At 58.1% G+C, this 18811-nt stretch carries 11 protein-coding genes and 4 pseudogenes; 9 read left to right on the plus strand and 6 right to left on the minus strand.

All coding sequences use genetic code 11. The annotated features are described in order from the left end of the window. Positions 1–4 precede the first annotated feature (4 nt). Positions 5–682 (plus strand): annotated as a pseudogene (locus tag AXG89_RS31615) (IS91 family transposase); the annotation flags it as partial. A gap of 46 nt (positions 683–728) precedes the next feature. On the opposite strand, the gene AXG89_RS31620 reads toward AXG89_RS31615, so the two are convergent. After that, entirely contained in the window at positions 729–1808 is a 1080-nt protein-coding gene (locus tag AXG89_RS31620) for an IS3 family transposase (RefSeq protein ID WP_062172173.1), read from the minus strand. Then, the gene (locus AXG89_RS45070; RefSeq protein WP_062172171.1) at positions 1805–2305 is read right to left on the minus strand and encodes a transposase; all 501 of its coding nucleotides are present in this window, start codon (positions 2303–2305) and stop codon (positions 1805–1807) included. Before AXG89_RS45070 ends, AXG89_RS31620 begins: the two co-directional genes overlap by 4 nt. Before the next feature lie 62 nt (positions 2306–2367). On the opposite strand from AXG89_RS45070, the pseudogene AXG89_RS31625 reads away from it, so the two are divergent. The 3 genes and pseudogenes from AXG89_RS31625 to AXG89_RS31635 all read left to right on the plus strand — a co-directional run. After that, positions 2368–2877, plus strand: a pseudogene (locus AXG89_RS31625) (IS91 family transposase); the annotation flags it as partial. A 520-nt stretch (positions 2878–3397) separates the two neighbouring features. Then, positions 3398–3919 (plus strand): alpha/beta hydrolase family protein, encoded by a 522-nt coding sequence (locus AXG89_RS31630; protein ID WP_082771680.1) that lies wholly within the window; start codon positions 3398–3400, stop codon positions 3917–3919. 518 nt (positions 3920–4437) lie between these two features. Beyond that, positions 4438–5421 carry a hypothetical protein gene (locus tag AXG89_RS31635; RefSeq protein ID WP_162916171.1) on the plus strand — a complete coding sequence of 328 codons (984 nt, stop codon included), beginning with the start codon at positions 4438–4440 and terminating at the stop codon, positions 5419–5421. Between the two features lie 348 nt (positions 5422–5769). Here the strand turns inward: AXG89_RS31635 and AXG89_RS43770 are convergent. The 3 genes and pseudogenes from AXG89_RS43770 to AXG89_RS31640 all read right to left on the minus strand — a co-directional run. Continuing rightward, a pseudogene (locus tag AXG89_RS43770) lies at positions 5770–5949 on the minus strand (MOSC domain-containing protein); the annotation flags it as partial. Positions 5950–6055: 106 nt separating this feature from the next. Beyond that, entirely contained in the window at positions 6056–6187 is a 132-nt protein-coding gene (locus AXG89_RS45075) for a hypothetical protein (protein WP_442861780.1), read from the minus strand. Positions 6188–6812: 625 nt separating this feature from the next. Continuing rightward, positions 6813–8406 (minus strand): annotated as a pseudogene (locus AXG89_RS31640) (alpha-amylase family glycosyl hydrolase). A 42-nt stretch (positions 8407–8448) separates the two neighbouring features. Between AXG89_RS31640 and AXG89_RS31645 the strand changes: the two are divergent. From AXG89_RS31645 to AXG89_RS31660, 5 genes are all read left to right on the plus strand, one after another. Further along, positions 8449–10110, plus strand: a complete 1662-nt coding sequence (locus AXG89_RS31645; protein WP_062174528.1) for an alpha-amylase family protein — start codon at positions 8449–8451, stop codon at positions 10108–10110. An 85-nt stretch (positions 10111–10195) separates the two neighbouring features. Continuing rightward, positions 10196–10654: a hypothetical protein gene (locus tag AXG89_RS31650; RefSeq protein ID WP_162916172.1), complete on the plus strand. Its 459-nt coding sequence runs from the start codon at positions 10196–10198 to the stop codon at positions 10652–10654. Between the two features lie 206 nt (positions 10655–10860). Beyond that, complete coding sequence (locus tag AXG89_RS44470; RefSeq protein ID WP_335672007.1) at positions 10861–11256, plus strand: DUF6559 family protein; 396 nt, start codon at positions 10861–10863, stop codon at positions 11254–11256. A 102-nt stretch (positions 11257–11358) separates the two neighbouring features. Continuing rightward, positions 11359–11868: a hypothetical protein gene (locus AXG89_RS42530; RefSeq protein ID WP_162916174.1), complete on the plus strand. Its 510-nt coding sequence runs from the start codon at positions 11359–11361 to the stop codon at positions 11866–11868. Between the two features lie 191 nt (positions 11869–12059). Beyond that, a complete protein-coding gene (locus tag AXG89_RS31660; protein WP_062174533.1) occupies positions 12060–12440 on the plus strand; it encodes a hypothetical protein in 381 nt (126 codons plus the stop codon). Between the two features lie 854 nt (positions 12441–13294). On the opposite strand, the gene AXG89_RS43780 is transcribed toward AXG89_RS31660, so the two are convergent. Next, positions 13295–18562: a hypothetical protein gene (locus tag AXG89_RS43780; protein WP_062174535.1), complete on the minus strand. Its 5268-nt coding sequence runs from the start codon at positions 18560–18562 to the stop codon at positions 13295–13297. Positions 18563–18811 lie beyond the last annotated feature (249 nt).

Here is an 18811-nt window from a genome sequence, read left to right on the forward strand (position 1 = left end):
CTTCGTGGTGCATCGCGCGCTCGAGGTAGCCGACGTCTTTCGCTCTCTTGGCCCAACGTGGCGGCAATCCGCTAACCTGAGCCTGGGACAACTGAAGGTCATGTCGGCGATCGAACAGTGCCGCAGCGCGGCGCTGGGAGGGCACGTGCTGCTCTGCGAAGGGTGCGCCGACGTCGTGATCGCCTACAACTCATGTCGCAATAGACATTGTCCAAGGTGCCAGGCTACCGCTGCGCGCCGATGGCTTGAAGCGCGTGAGGCAGATCTCCTGCCCGTCGAGTACTACCACGTCGTCTTCACGCTGCCGGCTGCGATCAGCGCGATTGCGTATTACAACAAGGCCGTCATCTACGGGCTGCTGTTCGATATCGCAGCCGAGACGTTGCGCACTATCGCGGCCGATTCGAAGCATCTCGGGGCACAGATTGGCGCCACGCTCGTCCTGCATACCTGGGGCTCCGCGCTCACGCATCATCCCCATGTGCATGGCATCGTTCCCGGTGGTGGGTTGTCGCCGGACCGAAGCCGGTGGCTAGCTTGCAAGCCAGGTTTCTTCCTTCCAGTGCGCGTACTCTCGCGCCTGTTCTGCAGACGCTTCCTCGAAGAGCTGGAGGCCACCTGTCGCCGGGGTCAGTTGCGTTTCTTCGGCCAATACGCCGAGCTCAACGATTTCACAGCCTTCACACAACGGAAGTTTTCAAGCTAGTTGTCGCCTCGACGCATGAGATTTAAGCTGCTTTTAGCTCCTGGTTACGGGGTTGCGAAACGGCGCTGATTTTGTCGTCGCGATCCGGATTGAGATGGACCACATGAATGCGTTGCCAGTTGCGCGTTTGGCTTTTCCATCGCAGCGGATTATTTTGTCGAGCGCTCTCGTAGAGGGTTGCACGACGATTCAAGATGTCTTGGTCGAGATTTCGGTGACGCTGGGCTGGCGTGACGAAGCGAATCGCGCTGTGGCGATGCTCATGGTTGTACCAGCGCACCAGTTCGGTGACCCAATCGCGCGCGGCGCATAATGTGTCGAACGGTTTGAGCGGATAGGCCGGACGGTATTTCAGCGTTTTGAACAGCGATTCTGAATAAGGATTGTCGTTGCTGACTCCCGGGCGACTCAATGACGGCATGACGCCCAGGGACTGCAAGGTAGCCAGCATCGTGGCGCCCTTCATCGGGCCACCATTGTCGGAATGCAGAATGACTTGATCTGGCTGTATCGCCTCACGCGCGCAGAGATCCTTGAGGACCTCGCTTGCCTGGGCACCGCTCTCCTCGGCATAGACCTGCCAGCCGACGATCATGCGGCTGAACACGTCCATAAATAGATAGAGATAAAAGTACTGCCCGCGAATCGCTGAAGGCAGGTAAGTGATATCCCAGCTGTAAAGCTGGTTCGGCGCATCGGCCATGACAGCGCGTGGCTTGCGGCACGAGCGGGGCGCCCGCTCGCTGCGCCGGTGAGCGAGTTGGTTCTCGTCTCGCAGGACGCGGTAGAAGGTTGATTCCGAGGCAATGTAGCGTTGCTGATCGGCCAGCCGGGGAACGATTTGACTGGGCGGCAGATGCCCGAATTCGGCAGAGTTCGCCACGGCCAGCAGTTCCGCGCGTTCATCAGCAGAAAGCTTATGGGACGGTTCATAGTGTCGCGTCGAGCGCCCATCGAGCGAGTCAGGTTCACCGCACAGCCAACGTTGCACAGTACGCTCGCTCAATCCCAGTATGCTACACGCAGGTGCTTGCCGAGCCCCGGCCGAGGTGGCCTCGCCGATCAAACGGATCACTGTTTTGCGATCTTCAAGGGCGGTCATGACGCCTCGTCCTCGAACAACGCACGATACTTTTTTTGCAGCACCAACAGCGCTGCCGCTTCAGCCAAGGCCTTCTCCTTACGGTTCAATTCGCGCTGAAGTTGCATATTGGCCTGCTTCAGTTCACGGATCTCCTGAGCGCTCTCTTGGCGATGGCCAGCCCTGCCGGCGACGCAAAAATCCGCACCCCACTGCGCAAGATGATGGGCAAACAAACCCCGCTCGCGACACCACGCGTTCAGGGCTTCATCGACCAACCCATGGCTCTCATGCAAAGCCACCAGTCGCTCTTCCGGCGACCAGTCTTCTGGACGTTTTGCGTGTCCGGAGTCCAAGCTCCGACCTGCCGTGGCGCTACCTCTCATCCACTTCCTTAAGGTCAGTGCATTCATGTTCAATTCGTCGGCCACGGATCCGACTGTACGGCTTCCGCGGTTTAGGACCTTCGCAAGCGCCTGCTCTTTAAACTCGGCTGAATACGTTTGTTTCGTCTTCAATCTACCACCTCTGATCTCTTCACTAAGAAAATTCAGAGGCGACAACTATTGTGACGCAGGGGGCACAATGGCTTGCGCCGATGAGAGCATGTGAATGGGTGGTGTATGCCAAACGCCCATTTGCGGGACCCAAAGCAGTGCTCGCCTATCTGTCGCGTTACACGCACCGGGTCGCGATCTCCAACCAACGCCTGGTCGCGCTCGACGAACGCGGAGTCACCTTCCGTTGGAAGGACTACCGTGTGAATGGACGCACACGCAACAAGACCATGACACTCGAAGCCGATGAGTTCGTGCGACGGTTCCTGCTGCACGTGCTGCCGGGCGGCTTCCACCGCATCCGTCATTACGGTCTGCTCGCGAACCCTTCGCGGCGCGAGAATCTCGCGAAGATACGCGAGTTGCTTGGCGTAGTGCCTGCCCTTATCGAAACCAATGCCGACGTCGTAGCCACAGCCGCAGTACCGTCAACCTTTGTTTGCCGGCACTGCGGTTCGCCGATGATCATCATCGACATACTGCAACGTAGCAGACCTATCCGGGCGCCACCGGTTGAGCGAGCCTACGCATGAGCGCCATCATGTCAGCGCGCACCGATCGACTGTCGGCTCTTCGCCAACGAGAGCCTATAGGAGACGCTTGCGCGCATCGCACCAAACGAGCAGTTTGGCGCTCGTCAAACCCTCCGCATAGCAATACGCTGCACTGTCGCTGCCACGATCTTGCCGATTTCGGTTCACCGTCATCCGCGTTTCAATCTATCCCACGCACGATCCGCCCTGATAAATCGCCATAGCAGTGAACGTTTCGATCACATCGGAGCACTCCGCGGTTTCCTCCCTTGGGGCTTGTAGGACGCCTGCCCGCCGGCTTCTGCGCGAGTTCGCTTGCACGCGGATCAGGGCAGGCGTCCTACAACCCTAAACAGAAGCAGACCTTCGACATTGCCGGTTGGATCGTCGACGATTTTACGGGTTTCGAATGAGCAGATTCCCCAGACATCCACGTGACGCTGACATGCAATACTCTAACGCCGATCGGAGACTCAACGGACCTAGGTAGGCATAATCCTTACAATAGCGGAGTCGATCGTTGAACAAGCCATCAGCTGTGATTGAGGAACATTGGATCAACGTCACTGAGGGCCGCCACCGTCTCTGGTTAGTGCGCCCCGCCGGTAGCGGACCGTTCCCAGCGGTCGTGTGGAATCACGGATCTCAAGTTTGGTATAACGAAGACGACAAACTTGAGGACCACTGCGAAGAGCCGCAGATTGTCGGTGACGGCTGGCACTGGAAGTCATGGGCGGAACAATCTGGTTACCCAATCCTTATTCCCGAAGGGCGTGGCTATGCCGGGTCGGATGGACCTCGTTTATCTGATGTTTTATATAGTCCAACAGGCGTCATGGATTTCCTCGCAGGTCGTAGCGAGGATGTAGAGGCCGCTGTAACTTGGTTGCTTAGTCGCGATGACGTTGATAAAGACAGACTCGCGATGACAGGAATTTCCCACGGCGGAGTTGTTGCCCTGTTGGCGTCAGCAAGACAACGTTATGCGGCGACGATAATCCAGGGTACGGGCCTTGGTACCAGCGCGCTGACGTCGGCTTGAACATACTTCAAAAAGCTGCGGCGCACGTGAAAGGTCCGTTGCTCGTTCAGCACTTCCCACCGACTCGCTAGTGCCAGTCGAAGTCAGCCGTTACATATACGAAGCGGCGAAAAAGGCAGAGCGCGACATCCAATTGTGCGAGTACCCGGGTACACCGGGAGTTGAAGGACATTTCTTTCACGATCCCCGCAACCGGCACATGGCTTGACGATCACAATCGCTTCTTGGCACGGCGATTCGCGGGCCCGAAATAGCGACGGGCACCGTCCGGCCACTTCGAGACGTTCGACAAAGGACTTCATTTGCTGACAATCCAACGAATTCGTAGCCGGGGTTGTCCGGTAAGATCAAGCAAATGACGATCAACAACTCGTATATGTCGGGGCGAACGAACACGCTATTATTTCAGTCGTTGCCGCAGTTGCCACTTTATAAGTAACTGTTGTTACCGGAGCTACGTAATTTCAATCGGTAATTGCCGCCTGCGACAAGGTCAACGACATCCAAGAGACCTCTCGATGAACGCGCCACATATTTTACTGTTTTTAAGGGCAATGGTTAAAAGCGCAAAAAACTCAGTGACAAAAATAGTGACCGTTCTTGTTGTAGTTTTTCTTCTGGCTGTGGGTTACTCCACGTTCCTATCGCCGGTTGAAGAACTTTTTAGCTCCGACAGATCGCCGAACGGTCAGCTAGTCGCTAAAAACTTTATGGTCGATGGTTGCAGTGGAAGTTGCGCGACGGGACTTATCGTCGTGGAAAAACGCAATGGAGGTTCGAAGACTGAAATTGATCTTGCTGAGCCCGATCCGAGCATTCTTTTTCGATGGCTTGATGATACGCACCTCCTGATTCTCAGCCCAAACTTTCGCACAGGCGATCGGCCCGATACTATAAGAGAGCTAAAAGGGGTGCACGTTTCTTTGGACCCGCACCCTGTCATATCGGCTAATGAAGCTACAGCCAGATTAGCTCATGAAAACGTTCATGAGATCCTCGATGCTGATGTAGCCGCATCGTTTTCTAAGGACATCCGCAGAAGCGGCGACGTATGCCGGTTGATGATGGCCGTAGACCACCAGGGGAGGTTCAAGAAGCTTGGGATTGAAATTGATGCTCCTAGCGATCAATGCGTCCAAGGAAAACAAGGGCTCCCGAATTGCGCCAGCATGTCAAGTCGTTTTTGGGTCGCCGAACCATTGGCCACCTCTCAACGGCTGATCCTAACTTCAGCCGATGTTAGTGGCGCCGACGGCTATGGTGTTCTGCCAACAGGCGACGATCATATGGCAGTAAGGGGGCAATTTTCAGGAACAAGTGCAACTCGCGTTGCAGAACGTTTGATCGATGGGCAATTTTCGATTGACTACAACTTTGAGTTTTCCAATCTGAGCTTGCGCTACCATTTTCCCGCCGAGTCAATCAAGAGACCTGGTTCACTATTCCTCAGATGCATAGGGGCAAAAGGGCTAGAGAACGTTAGACCGGCGGCCATACATTAAAGGCAGTGTTTCGGTTGCCAGTGACCGCTTCCGAGGACTGTGAATGTCGCCTGAGGGTCGCTTACGGTCGGTTAGAAAAATCGGGCGCGCAAAGCCGGGCTAAAAATCTACTAACGGTCTGGTCGAACGGTTTTATCGTGACAGAACCAGGGGCGTGCCAACAGCGGCGATTTGTCATCAAAGACCAGGCAATGTGATTGGGCTAGACGAGAGAGAGGCGGAGAAGGGCTTTCCCGTCGCGGGTTGCTAAGGCTGTCAGCAAATCAAAAATTGCCTATTCCTTTTGCAATTGCGGGCGTACAGATCGATGAGGGCGAGTGCGACGCTCCTAAGCAAGCCGCAGGGGAATCACTCGTCGATGCGCAGGATGGCGTCGCCTAAGTCTATGCGGCCTCGCCTGAGTACCTTCGTCGTGATGCCACCGAAACCTCGCGTCGCGTGGTACCCGCCTACGCCAAGTGTTTCCTCGAGGCGCGAGCATGGATGACACTCGCCTGTCATCTCGAGCACCGGATTACCGATACGGAACTCCGGTCTCTCGGTTCCAGGCGTCCGTGCTCGGGCGAGACGGGTAGGCCGGGCGCCACAAGAAAGCGTTTCAACGCTCTGCGCTGCGCGTCAACGAAAACCCTTATCATTTGAGTCGGCGGTCGAATTGCGCCTGCGCAAAAAAAGCGCTCGCCAACTTCGGGATCTCGTTTGCCTGCCGCAACTCGTTGCCCTCGCGCTCCAGGTCTCTGACGCGCTGGGTCTCGGTCGTGGTCACGCCTTCAGGCGCCCCGTTTCAACCTCCTCGCGCTTGACCCATACCAACAGGATTTGCGGCACGCAGCCGATCTGAGGTGCAATTGACTCCACTCCAAAGCGACGGTTACTCTCCGCGGTCCTCCTGCACCATGCGAACGGCGCGCTCGCGGGACTCCTGTGAAACCTTGTGCGACTTGTTCATGGCTCCGTTTTCTTACAGACCGGAGCCGCCTTCGAAATCCGGAGCGGTTCGAAACGCTGGTTTTCGGCAATTGGACCAACACAAAATTTGTTGGCTTGCAGGGGAAGTCCTCGTGTTTTCATAACTATGAAGTCGATGGCCATTACTCTTTCCCGCCGGCGCTTTCTGGCGCGCCCGCTTAGACGTTTTCAGACTTGACGGGCACATCGTCTGGACGTTGGAACCAAGGCATCCCGGTGCAAGTCGAGATTGGCTAGTCCTCAAAGCTCTTCGTGAACTATTGCACGGGATCGGACAAGCGAGTTGCCGCGCGCCTTGGCGTGAAGCATCGGCTTTGGGTCACGCAATAACAATTTTTCTTGCGTCGATCACTTACTCATTTATCCACAGAGATTTTCCTGCTGACGTCGACACTCGACAAAGAAGGCCGGTGCTATGCCAATTAATGCTCGCGTCCCTGGTTGTCTGCGCGCACGATGATGGCTTCGCCGGCGCGCAGTGCATAGTCTTGACGCACTACCGTTCCGTCGCACGAAGGATCGGTGCATAGCAGAATCGCACCAGACGGAATGGGGATCCGGGACTCACTATTTCCCAGGTTCAGCGCGACATACAAAAGATCCTCACCGAGACATCGCTCATAGGTGAGGACGTCGCCCAGCGCCTGAACGCGGTCGATGGTTCCCGCCACGAGGGCCGGGTGCGCACGTCGGAATGCAAGCAGCCGCCGATAAAGAGAAAGCATTGACGCATCGTCCAAACTCTCCGACGCTTCGTTGATCGATCCCACGTCACCGATCGGCAGCCAGGGCGCGCTGTTCGTGAATCCAGCGTTTGCGGACGCGTCCCAGCGCATCGGCGTACGTTCGGGATCGCGCCCTTGGCCAATGCCCGGCTGCCTCAGCTCTGCCGGATCCTGTACGGCATCGGAGGGGATCACGCCGTCCACCATGCCGAGCTCATCCCCGTAATAAATTGTCGGCGTACCCCGCAACGTGAGCAGGAGAACCGCCGCCGCGCGTGCCTGTTCCCGGCCGATACGGGTCGCTACACGCGGGTTGTCGTGATTGCCGAGCACCCAGTTCGGCCACGCGCCGGCAGGCAGTGCCCGCTCGTAATCTCGGATGTAGGCAGCGATTCCTGAAGCGTTCCACGGTGCAGTGATCAGGGCGAAGTTAAAAGGCATGTTCGCACCATCGCCGTCATGTCCGTAATAAGTGACGAGCTGCTCGACAGGGAGATAGATCTCACCGATCAGTAGCCGCTCGCCGTAGCGATTGAGCGTGTCACGCATCGACCGGACGATATCGTGTACCTCCGGTTGGTCTTCGGTGTAGGTCTGCAGCAGCGCGTGATGCCCGGGTTCCCCCCTTGTAGTCCGGGTTGGGCGGGTTATCGCGAAAGGCTGCGTCCTTGATCAACAGCCAGAGGACATCGACACGGAATCCATCGATGCCCCGGTCAAGCCAGAACCGCAGCACGGCAAGCATGGCCTCCCGGACGTCGGGGTTGCGCCAGTTGAGGTCTGGCTGCTCCTTGAGAAACGCGTGGTAATACGATTGACCCGTGGCAAGATCAGGTTGCCACGCGCTGCCGCCCATTCGGCTCAACCAGTTGTTTGGCGGTCCGCCGTCCGGTGCCGGATCGCGCCACAGGTACCAGTCGCGCTTAGGATTGTCGCGCGATGACCTGCTTTCTATGAACCACGGATGCTGCGTCGAGGTGTGATTCGGCACATAGTCGAGCAGAACTTTGAGTCCTAGCGCATGCGCTCGCGCAATCAAAATATCGACGTCGTCGAGCGAGCCAAACAGCGGATCGACGTCGCAGTAGTTCGACACGTCATAGCCAAAGTCGGCCATTGGCGATGGATAGATCGGCGAGATCCAGACAACTTCGATGCCGAGCTGCGCGAGATAAGGCAGCCGCCGTGTAATACCAGCCAGATCGCCGACACCGTCCCCGTTGTCGTCCTGAAAGGATCGCGGATACACTTGATAGATGACACCCCTTTGCCACCAAGCCAATGCGGCCATTTCGCCCCCTCAACACTTTATAAATAATAGATACCACCGCGCATGGTAAACGACCTCTGGTACAAGAACGCGATTGTGTATTGTTTGTCCGTTGGCACTTTTATGGATGCAAACGGCGACGGCATCGGGGACTTGCAGGGCCTGATCCGCAGGCTCGACTACCTGCAGGGCCTGGGCGTGACGACCGTCTGGCTCATGCCGTTCCAGCCTTCACCATGCCGCGACAATGGCTACGACATCGCCGACTACTACAACGTCGATCCGCGCTACGGGACGCTCGGCGATTTCGCCGAGTTCACACATGCGTGCCGGCAACGCGGTCTGCGCGTAATGATCGATCTCGTCGTGAACCACACGTCGAATCAGCACGAATGGTTCCAGGACGCTCGGCGCAATCCCGCATCGAAGTATCGGGACTGGTATGTCTGGTCGAAGAAGAAGCCAACTAACGCCCAAGACGGCGTGGTCTTCCCTGGCGTCCAGAAGTCGACTTGGACTTACGACAAAGAAGCAAGGCTCTGGTATTTTCATCGCTTCTACGACTTCCAGCCGGACCTGAACACCGCGAACCCTCACGTTCAGGCGGAACTCCTGAAGATCATGGGTTTCTGGATTCAACTGGGCGTGTCAGGTTTCCGGATGGACGCCGTGCCCTTTGTCATCGCCACTAAAGGGGCGACCGTGCGCCAGCCGGTCGAGCAGTACGGCATGCTTCGTACGTTTCGAGAGTTCCTGCAATGGCGCAAAGGCGACGCGATCATTCTTGCCGAAGCCAACGTTCTTCCAGATACCGACTTCGGTTATTTTGGCGACGATGGTGATCGTCTGCAGATGATGTTTAATTTCCAGGTCAATCAGACCACCTTTTATGCGCTTGCAAGCGCCGATACCGGACCACTTAAGAAGGCGCTGTTGGCGACCCGGCCCCGTCCCGCAACCGCTCAATGGGGCGTCTTTCTGCGCAATCACGACGAGCTTGATCTTGGACGTCTGACGCCCGATCAACGTCACGCCGTGTTCGATGCATTCGGACCGAATCCCAACATGCAGCTCTACGACCGAGGCATCCGGCGGCGGCTTGCCCCGATGCTAGACGGCGATCGCCGGCGTTTGGAACTAGCGTATAGCCTCATGCTAACGTCCCCAGGAACACCGGTGATCCGTTACGGTGACGAAATCGGCATGGGCGACGATTTGCGTTTGCCCGAGCGCGAATGCGCGCGTACACCCATGCAATGGTCAGGCGAACCGCAAGGTGGCTTCACGAAAAGTAGTAAGCCGGTTTCGCGTGTGATATCGGGTGGCCCATACGGTTTCGAGCGCGTAAATGTCGCGAGCCAGCGGCGCGACCCGAACTCCCTTCTTAACTGGATGGAGCGCCTGATCCGTATGCGTCGCGAGTTACCGGAAATAAGCTGGGGCGACTTTTCAATACTGCGAATTGCGAGAACGGAGGTTCTCGGCATACGCTATGAGTGGCGCAATAACGCCGTCCTGTGCCTTCATAACTTTGGTGGCGCAGCCTGCACGATCAAATTTAAGTTCGGCTCGAACGCGGACGAAACTACGTTGGTGAATCTGCTCTCCGACGAACACAGTACACCAGATGATCGCGGAAGCCATACGATGGTGCTCGAGCCTTATGGCTATCGCTGGTTCCGGGTCGGCGGTCTCGATTACCTGCTTAAAAGGAGCGAGGTATGACAGAGCGCGACCGGTCGACCTCAGCACCCGCGCGGACCTCAATTGAGAAACACTCCGATTGTGCAGCGTCTGACCGCGTTCGGCCATGAGCGGTCATTCGACGACGGCATCTAAATCCGCGACAATGGAAGCGAAGACTCTCGCAACAGTCCATCCACCTATATACCGTGCAATGAATTCAGAATTTAAGCAGGCCGAAGCTTGGCAAAGGGAACTTCTGAATCGATTGATGATGGAGGAATTCGAAGGCTGCGAAGCGGTGCGACTTCAACTAAAGGACTGCTTGGTAAGCGTCGATACGCTCGATAGCGATGGAAGCTTTGCACTTCATGTGCTGAATCGAGTTCCCGCCGTAGTTTCGAGTCGGGTGCCTGCGGGCCTCGCGGGATATGTTGGTTGCAGCGATTATCCGATCGCGGTTCTTTTGCACGTTTTGAACGAAATTTGCCACGAGGTTGAAATTTACCATTCTGCCGGGGACAAAATTATGGAGCTTCCGCAGCAATGGGTGTCGCTTGGTACGGTAATGAGAAATTTTCCATAGGTGCCGTCGGCCAGAATCGACATTCGTTAATAACAGTAAAATCTTCGACATTGCAGCGGCGCTAAGCCGCGCCTCAAGAATTTTGGCTGAGCGCCGTTATGCAGTGTCGACAGACTCTTTCTTACGGGCGAGGTGCCTTTTCGCGTTCGTCAGTGGTGTCATGGTTGACATTCCATACCCAGCGTTTTTCTATGTGAAGGCTTGCGATGTGCGAACGAATCTTTAAAAGACGGGCAATTCGAAGATACTTAGCCCGTTTGCCCGGGTTATTGCAAAGCGACTATGGTCTCGCGTCTCCTGGCGTTCCTTATACGCCAGCTCAAGTGCAGAAAACGGTAGAACGAAACGGGCTCAGTCGAGCTTATATGTCATACGCCATTGCTGTGTTCGCCGACCAAAGCGGTTTCGAGGCATTCCAAGCTCAGGTGGGCTTCCGGGAGAAATATGCTGCTGTACGGTCTGAGATCGCCGCCGCTTGCTTTAATGGCAATGTAGATTTCACTTTTCACGACGTGTGCGGTCCCGGCGGTATGGAGCATTGCGGAGGAGGCGGCCATGGTGGCAGCGGCGGCCATCATAGCGGTACCGCCGATGGACACTAACGGCTACAAGCGGTCGCTCAACTGTACGATGAGAATCATTGACAATCCGACTGCAACTACCATTTGCCGACAATATCAAGCCTTCAATGACTCGTACGAGAGATGGAATACAAGTTGATTACTGTGGAACGCAGAACAGGAACAATGATGCCGAAACTTTGCCTATTTCTGTTGGGCTTTTTGCTGATTGCTGAATTACGACGGCATCAAATCTTGTCCGGTACTGGCCCAACGATTGCCGCAGCCCTCTATGGCGTGTTGGGCTTGCTGGGTCTTCTATCGAGAGAAGTATGTGTTTTCTCTGGCAGTCCTCGATCAATGAATACCGAAAGATGGATTGTTGATGCACGAGTTCGGGCCACGCCTATCAATATCGAAACAGTCCGTTGGGTTCGCTCACGATGGTCAGGGGGAAAGGCGTTCTTAGAACTCGGTCCTGACGGCTCATCCGGAGCTATTGAGGTTCAGACAACGCAATTGGGTGCGCGCGAGTTTTCGTCGCGCCTGGATGTCGAGAGGCGTATGAACGAAGTCCGTGCCTCTATCGCAATGCTTCTGGATATTGAAGATGGCGGTTGGGAAAGCTTCTTCGGTTCCGCCACAAGGCAATAATCCCCACCATCTCCGGCCAAAACGAGGAAAAGCGCCATTGCCGGCCGAGAAGCGTTATTCGACGGAGTGGGTTGAACCGTCGACAATCACGCCCGTGTCGCCGAGGTCGGTTTTTACAAACCGACCGTAAGATTAAAGTTCGGGCCCCGTGGACCGTTATCCGATAAGTCGACGTCTTCGGTCCAAAGCAAATGAGCAAGCAAATTCGGTTCTCTATTTTGAGTATCTATCTTGGCGTATTGCGGCGGAACAAGTGCGCGGTCTTCTTAGTCGTGGCCACTTTGGCTTTTTTTGCTTACGCAAGTTTGATTCTTCCTGGTCAAGTGACGCGCAATCGGGAGACGCAGCCTACGGTCACTGAGATTGGGCAGGTGGTCTCAGTGACCCGGAATTTCAGAAAATACGGTGGCCAGAGCCAATCAATTTCGGTTCAGGTCACTCACGGCTACGTCGGTGGTTTAAGCACTTTGCCAGTAAAGGTCGGGGACTCTGTCGAGATCCAATATACGGAGTTTGAAGGCAAACCAGAACGGATGGCAAGCGTTCATGCTGTGCCACAAGCTACGAAATAAAGCGATCGAATGGTGCCAGCGGATGGGTAAGATAGAACGAAAACTCCTACGAAGCGTCAGATGGCGATCATCAATTCACGGGCGCGCCTTAAACGGGTAAAAGTCTTCAACCGGCCACGAGCGGTCCTTCAATACCGTGACTTAGATCGTTGACAGTCGATGGAAAATCGTTTCTAAAATTAGCTAATCTACTTGGGCTATACCTTTTACGAAAATCCTTCCTTGCCGGTCAACCACGTAAAAAACCTTTATTGATTCGCCTGGATTCGCATGAAAACTCGCGGGATATTCTACGTCTTGCCCTTCGACGCGAAATACGAATGACTGCTTCATTAAGAAGCCGCCTTTGGGGCCAGGCCTAAGCCACGAGAGTTTATCGATAGTCACAACTGCTTGACGTATCGGTGGGATCGGCGACGTCACGTTCACCTTGAATGCCGGAACTATCGCATGGTGCCACGTCGTTAGAAACAGCGCGAGTGCTACTAAAAGGGCAGCCACCACTCCGAGTGGTCTTGCCCCTGTGCCTAACGCTTCGCGTACATATATTCGCAGCGCTAAAAGCCGGGTTCCTCTACCCGAACGAACCATGGGGTCACGGAAATTTGTCATTATCCAAACGTAGATTTTCGGTGTTGTGCATACCGCTTAACGGCAAATCCTTCCCTTTCTGAAGGCATCGCAAGATCTGAGATATCACTGTCGGGGATGGCCGTTATCGAGAAATATGAAGGACCGATGTGGGTCGATGACGGTCCGCCGCGTCGGGTACAGGTCGGCCAATGGCAGACATTGAAATTGGAGCGGCGAACGAACTTTCGTCACTCCGACCAGGTGATACCTATTCTCGACCGCTATCGCAACTGCTTAATGCGCTCTTGGAGAGCCAGGGCGGTTGGGATATTCATAGCTGCAAGTGCAGCAGCTATCTCGACAAGCGCCTGTCGCGCCTGAGGGTGTTGCGACAGGGCCTGCGCGTCGGAACTCAATGCCGCCGCCACCAGCGCCACCAATGCGTCGCCCGTACCTTCACGGTGCCAGCGACTAGAGGACTCGTGTTCCTTCAGCATGGCGGCGAGCCAGCGAAGTCCGTCAAGTCGAAGTGGGGCTCCGAACTTTGTCGTCAGAAAGTGGCAGAAACGGGTGACGCATTCTTCGTCGCGAGCCAGGTGCACAGCGGCCCAGCGTTTGTAGAGTTCCTTCATCCGCAGAGCCGCGCCCGGGTTCAGCCGGGACAAGGCGTCTTCGTTCCCGAAGCCAAGCAAATCGCAAATCAGGCGCTCGCCGTAGAACCAGAGGCCAGGTTGAGACCAATCGGCTGCGAGGCCGTACTCCGCGGTAGCCCGCCAGACGCGCTCGAATGCCACAGGGTCGTCACCTTTCCCGAGGCGCAGAAACAAGCTGTGAATGAAGTGCTGCAGCGCGTTGTGTGCGGCCGGACCGTGGGCGAGAACAGGTTCCCAAACCGCGCGCTCTTCCCCTGCGGGCGCCACGATCGACAGGACTCCGAGCTTCAGAAGGATGTCGTAGCCGAGGTTCTGGCTCGGCAAATCGTACTCGCCATGCTTCTTCTCGCGCGCCTTGGCGCGTGTGGCGTCATAATCCCAGATGCGCAGCGCCAAGCGCGTGTCCAGATCGCGGTCGCCACTGCCACCGCCTTCGATGAGCCAGTTAAACAGGACTTCGAGAATGTGACCGTCTAGCGAACCGCCTCGTTCGCGCTTTGGCTTTCCGCGCCAAGTCTGGTCGCCGGCATTGTAGAGCCGCGTGCGGCGCTGGAAGTCCAAACGTTCTATGCCCGCGACGATACGCTTGAAATCGAGCTCATCCGGCGTCGCGTTCGGTCCGCGGAGTGGAAAGCGCCGCAGCCGCGCGAGCCACACACTCCAAGAGCGCTCCGCATCGTCGCCATCGCCGTGGTGCGGAGCGAGCAGGATGAGGCCAGACCAGAAGAGCCCGGCGCGGAGCAGCCGCCACCACGCGGGGCCAAGCTGCTCTCGGTTGGCGTAGGCGACGCGGACCACAGCGGCGGTTGCTCGCGTGTCGCCGCTAGTCAGAATGCGCAGGACGGCGGTCTCCCATTCCTGAACGCCACTACCATCGGCGAGCCACAGGTGCATGACCGCGTAGGCGGCGAACTTCAGCTCGACGCGAAGGCTCCCCATGCGCCGCCGGCGAATCTCTTCTCCCGTCGACGCGACCGCAGCCACACCGGCGCGCACGACTTCGAGCGCGTGCTTCCGCGCTTCGGGGTTCTGGGCGAGCCAAGCGCCGCCCAATGCGACGAGCGTGCTGGCTGCAGCGAAACGGCATTTCGATTTCGCGTCCTCATCTTCGCCCTCCGGTCCGGCGTCACACTCTTGGAGCAGATTGAAGAGGTCCGAGGCCTCATCTTCGGCGAGCGGTGGGCCGCCCCGAAGCCTCCGTTCGCACCGGTCCGGCACGAGAAGGTACGTGAGGGTTGGCGCGCTGTCGGTCTGCCACGACAACACCTCGCGGCGGAGTTCGTCCGGATACACGAGGACCTTGGTTTCCGCGCCCGTCGCCGGGTCGGTGACGGTCTGATAGTTGGCCCGGTCGAGCGCGGCGAAGAGAAGCTTGAACTCCAACGCCTCCTTCGGATCTTCAGGCAGCGCCCAAGTCCGCAACAACGCCTGAAGACGCCGCGCAACGTCGCCGTCGGCCAACAGGAGTTCGACAACGACATCAAGGAACTTCTGCTGGCGATGGGGCGCGAGGGTCCAATCACGCGCGAAGTCGAACATCATCTGGCCGCCTTGGAGCCAGCTCCACCCGATAAAGTTGTAGCCAACCTGCTTCACGCGAACGCTGTCCCAATAAAACAGGTTCGGGAAAGTAATCAGGGCCGCCAGGAGCCCCGTCAGCAGCGACGGCCGGTACTTGGCGACGTTGAGGAGGACGCTGACGAGCGTCGCAGAGTTTCCATCCCGGAGTATTCTCTCGATATCAGCGGTGATGTCCTCACCCGCGTCGAGCCGCAGCGTAAGCCAGCGCTCCAATGCATCGAGCGCGCAGAACAGGTTTCCGTTGCGCATCTCATTGGACTGCGGCCAATCGAATACCTGCCACCAGCCAGGGAAGGTCTTCTCCGACCCGTCCGCAAATTGCAGCGTAACCCGGGGAGCCCCGCCGGGTTGGCCGTTCATGACCTCGCTCACCCAGCGCTCCGTGCAAAAGTTCACCAGCGCGATGAGCGAAGTGAGCGCCATTTCCGGGGCCAACTGGAAGAATGGGAAGAACGGGCTCTTCCAGAAGGCTGTCGGGTACGCGTCCCGGGGGTAATCGAGGCCGAGGTCCATTTCGAACCGCATGGCCCCGTACTCCCGTTCCGGCTGGTCTTCGATGATGAGCGCGAGCAGGACTTCGGCCGCGAGCTCAGGCTGCGCACGCATCAGAAACTGGATACCGTTTTCCTTGATGCAGGCGGTCCGGAAATCCACGTCGACCTTGTCGCTGGCCCCTAGCCGCCAAGGCGGCAATCGCTCGCGGCTCGACCCGAGGGAGAGCGGCATCTGCTTCCGCTCTTTGTGCCGCGCCTTGTATTCGGCATCGGTCTTCAGACGCTCCGCGTGCGCCTTCGCCTTCTGTCGCTGAACCTCGGCGATGCGCCGTTTGACGTCAGCGTCGACCTGTCGGCGTCCCGCGAGTTCGAGCGCCCAGTTCCCGACCTCGGTCGGCAGGTCGGCCGCGCCAGCCAGTGATGCGGTGTACAGCAACGGCTCACGTGTCACGTACATCACGCCGTGGCCCTTCTCGACCTGCACGGTCCGAGCCATGGCGAGCGCCATCTCCGCCATCTCCGCGCGGAAAGGCATCGGTTTGCCGCTGCTCAGCGTATGCGGCGTCTTCGTCAGCCAGGTCTCAATGACCTTCGCGAGAGCGGCTGAAACCAGTCCAGCCAGTCGCTCCCGCTGCGCGATGAGGAAGCGGAGAACGGGCGGCCAACGGCCGAAGACAATCGAGCGGTACTGCGCTTCCATGTACAAGCCGATCGGCGCGCTCAGTCCCATTCCGCCGCCGGTCGGCACCGTCGCGATGTGGTGGAAGCGAAGAAGCAGCCGCGTGAAGTGTTTCGCGCCGTTTCCGAGCAGGAAGTCGACGCGTTCGGTGAGGAAGCGTTCGGCGTCGGGGTCCAGGCAGAGCGCGTCAAGGAGGATATCGCCCGCCAGCTCGTAATTCGCCGCTTCCGCGGGTCCAAAGGCGACGTCCCAAGCCGTGCCAGTCTCGGCCGGCTGTCGCAGCAAGAACTGGCCCAGCATCCGGAGCGCGTTCGTCCAAAGCGGATTGCCGGCCAGGGCGGCCCACTGCGGCGTGTCAGTCCAAATCTGCTTCAGGAACTGGAAGCGCGCCCAATCCGCCGCGAGATCGTGCTCGAACTCGATGCGGTTGGTTCGCTCGTTCAGGCGCAGCGGAAGCTCGTCGGGCCGCTGCGTGAGCGTCGCCGTGTCCGCCGGCGCTAAGTCGGTCAGCGCGAAGCTGCGCTCGAACGATGCTTCTCGCTGGGCGAGGCGCATCATCAAAGCCTGCACGTCGGCGCGGTCCTTCGTCCAATACTTCCATAGGCGGTCGGCGATGGCGGTGTGAGACGCCAGTCCACCGGCGTTCGACCCTAGCGCCGCACCCGCCTTTATGACCCACGCCAGTGTCCGCAGGTTCGTCACCGCCGCGATGGTGTCGTCATGCGCGGCCAACCAGCCCAAGGTGGGAGAAGGCAGAAGCGCCAGTTTCACAGCATCGCTCTTGAGCGTTTCGACCTCGACGAGATGTGCTTTCCGCCCACCGAGTATCGTCTCTTCGCCTTCGACGCAACTTTGCGTCTGCGTGACGATGACGACCCGCCACGCCCCCTCGATCTCTTCGCCGTCACTCGGCAAAATAGCTTGAAGCAGTTGGCGGATGACGACGAACTCGCCGGCCTCGATGCGTTCCGCAGAGTCGATGACCAGCACGTTCTGCGGCTTCACCGTGACGTTCAGCACCAGCGAGAGTTCGTGCGTCAGAGGGAGGGCGCCGCGGCGCGCGGCGCTAAGCGCCGTCTTCAGTTCTTCCGGACCGAACCACACCTGGTTCCAGGACGGGTACGCGCCGTCCAACATCGACTTGACCAGCGCCGACTTGCCTGAGCCCGACTCCCCGAAAACCACCGTGACCGAGTGGTCGGCGACCGCTGCCTGGAGCGATGCCTTCTCCGCTGTCCGCGGGACGGCGTAGCCAGACGGTAACTCCGTTTCTATCCGAGCCTTGTGGTCCGCGGTGATGTTGAAGAGCGTCTCCCAATCACGTTCGAAGTCCGGATGATGGCGGAGGCCGAACTGGCCCCGGAGCGAGGACAACAGGTCCGGGACGGTGATGGTCCCGCTGCGAAGGCGCACCTCCTTCGCGACGTTGATGAGGCCCTTCCAAAGAGCCCGCGCTTCGTCGTCACAGACGGACGCGAGCAAGCGACGGCATTGCGCGATGGCCTGGGTCTCGTTCTCGGAGTACGCGAACTGCAAGTCGGTCGGCAGCACGTGCAGACGGCCAATGAGCTCTATGGCCTCCTCGTCGGACGCGCCGCCGGGCTTCTGGACGCTGTCGAAGATGACCGACTGCCTCTTGTTGCTGCGGATGCGGCTCATAGCGAGCGCGGTATCCGTGCCGCTGCGCGCGTTCTTCACTTCGCGCCACGCCGGCTCGAACGCCTGATGGGTGCCGAGCGTGACCAAGGCCAGCCCGTCTGCCGCGCGATTGAACGGCCCCTGGGGGGCACGCCACTGTTCCCAAGCACGCGTCACGAAGTCAGCGGGGAGGCCGGTCGCAGTCACCTGCAAATTGCCTTTCGCCGAGATCGCAAGCCGCCGCCGCGCGGTGGTGGCCTGGGCCGTCAGCAGCAGGTCGTCGATGTGCCACCCCAAGGTCGAGACTTGGGCTTGGACTTGCGTGACTACGCCGCCGATACCCGGTGCCTGCTCACCTGCCAGGGCCTTCACCAACTGCCACGCGCTTATCAGGTCCTCGAACTCGAACCCGGCTCCGCTCGTCGATCGCAACGTCGCGGGCGCTCGTTTCGCGCTGCCGCCGCGAGGCGCTTTCGGCTTCGATTTCTTCTTAGAGGGGGTCATTAACTTCCGAATGCTTGTAGCTCTAGGTTAGTGCCATATCTGTCGGCGAGAAGCATGGGGCAGGCTCCTCGCAACCTTATGGTGGGCCTGAAGCGAGTTGTCGGTCCCCGATTGCTAGTTCAGCACCACTAAGTTGCACCGACAAAGTGTACCGTCGAGGAGGTGCCGATGCCACCGCACCTGTAGTCAAAACTTGGGGTGTGCACCCGGATCAGACCTCTGGAAAGTGCCCAAAGGGGTCGCCTGCTG

It is taken from the genome of Burkholderia sp. PAMC 26561, from assembly GCF_001557535.2.
Taxonomy (GTDB): domain Bacteria; phylum Pseudomonadota; class Gammaproteobacteria; order Burkholderiales; family Burkholderiaceae; genus Caballeronia.

What these genes read in the sequence shown, in the direction of transcription:
- AXG89_RS31620 (WP_062172173.1), bottom strand. Translation starts at nt 1,808, where the DNA reads ATGACCGCCCTTGAAGATCGCAAAACAGTGATCCGTTTGATCGGCGAG.
- AXG89_RS31635 (WP_162916171.1), top strand. Translation starts at nt 4,438, where the DNA reads ATGAACGCGCCACATATTTTACTGTTTTTAAGGGCAATGGTTAAAAGC.
- AXG89_RS31645 (WP_062174528.1), top strand. Translation starts at nt 8,449, where the DNA reads ATGGTAAACGACCTCTGGTACAAGAACGCGATTGTGTATTGTTTGTCC.
- AXG89_RS31650 (WP_162916172.1), top strand. Translation starts at nt 10,196, where the DNA reads ATGAGCGGTCATTCGACGACGGCATCTAAATCCGCGACAATGGAAGCG.
- AXG89_RS44470 (WP_335672007.1), top strand. Translation starts at nt 10,861, where the DNA reads ATGTGCGAACGAATCTTTAAAAGACGGGCAATTCGAAGATACTTAGCC.
- AXG89_RS42530 (WP_162916174.1), top strand. Translation starts at nt 11,359, where the DNA reads ATGGAATACAAGTTGATTACTGTGGAACGCAGAACAGGAACAATGATG.
- AXG89_RS31660 (WP_062174533.1), top strand. Translation starts at nt 12,060, where the DNA reads ATGAGCAAGCAAATTCGGTTCTCTATTTTGAGTATCTATCTTGGCGTA.
- AXG89_RS43780 (WP_062174535.1), bottom strand. Translation starts at nt 18,562, where the DNA reads ATGACCCCCTCTAAGAAGAAATCGAAGCCGAAAGCGCCTCGCGGCGGC.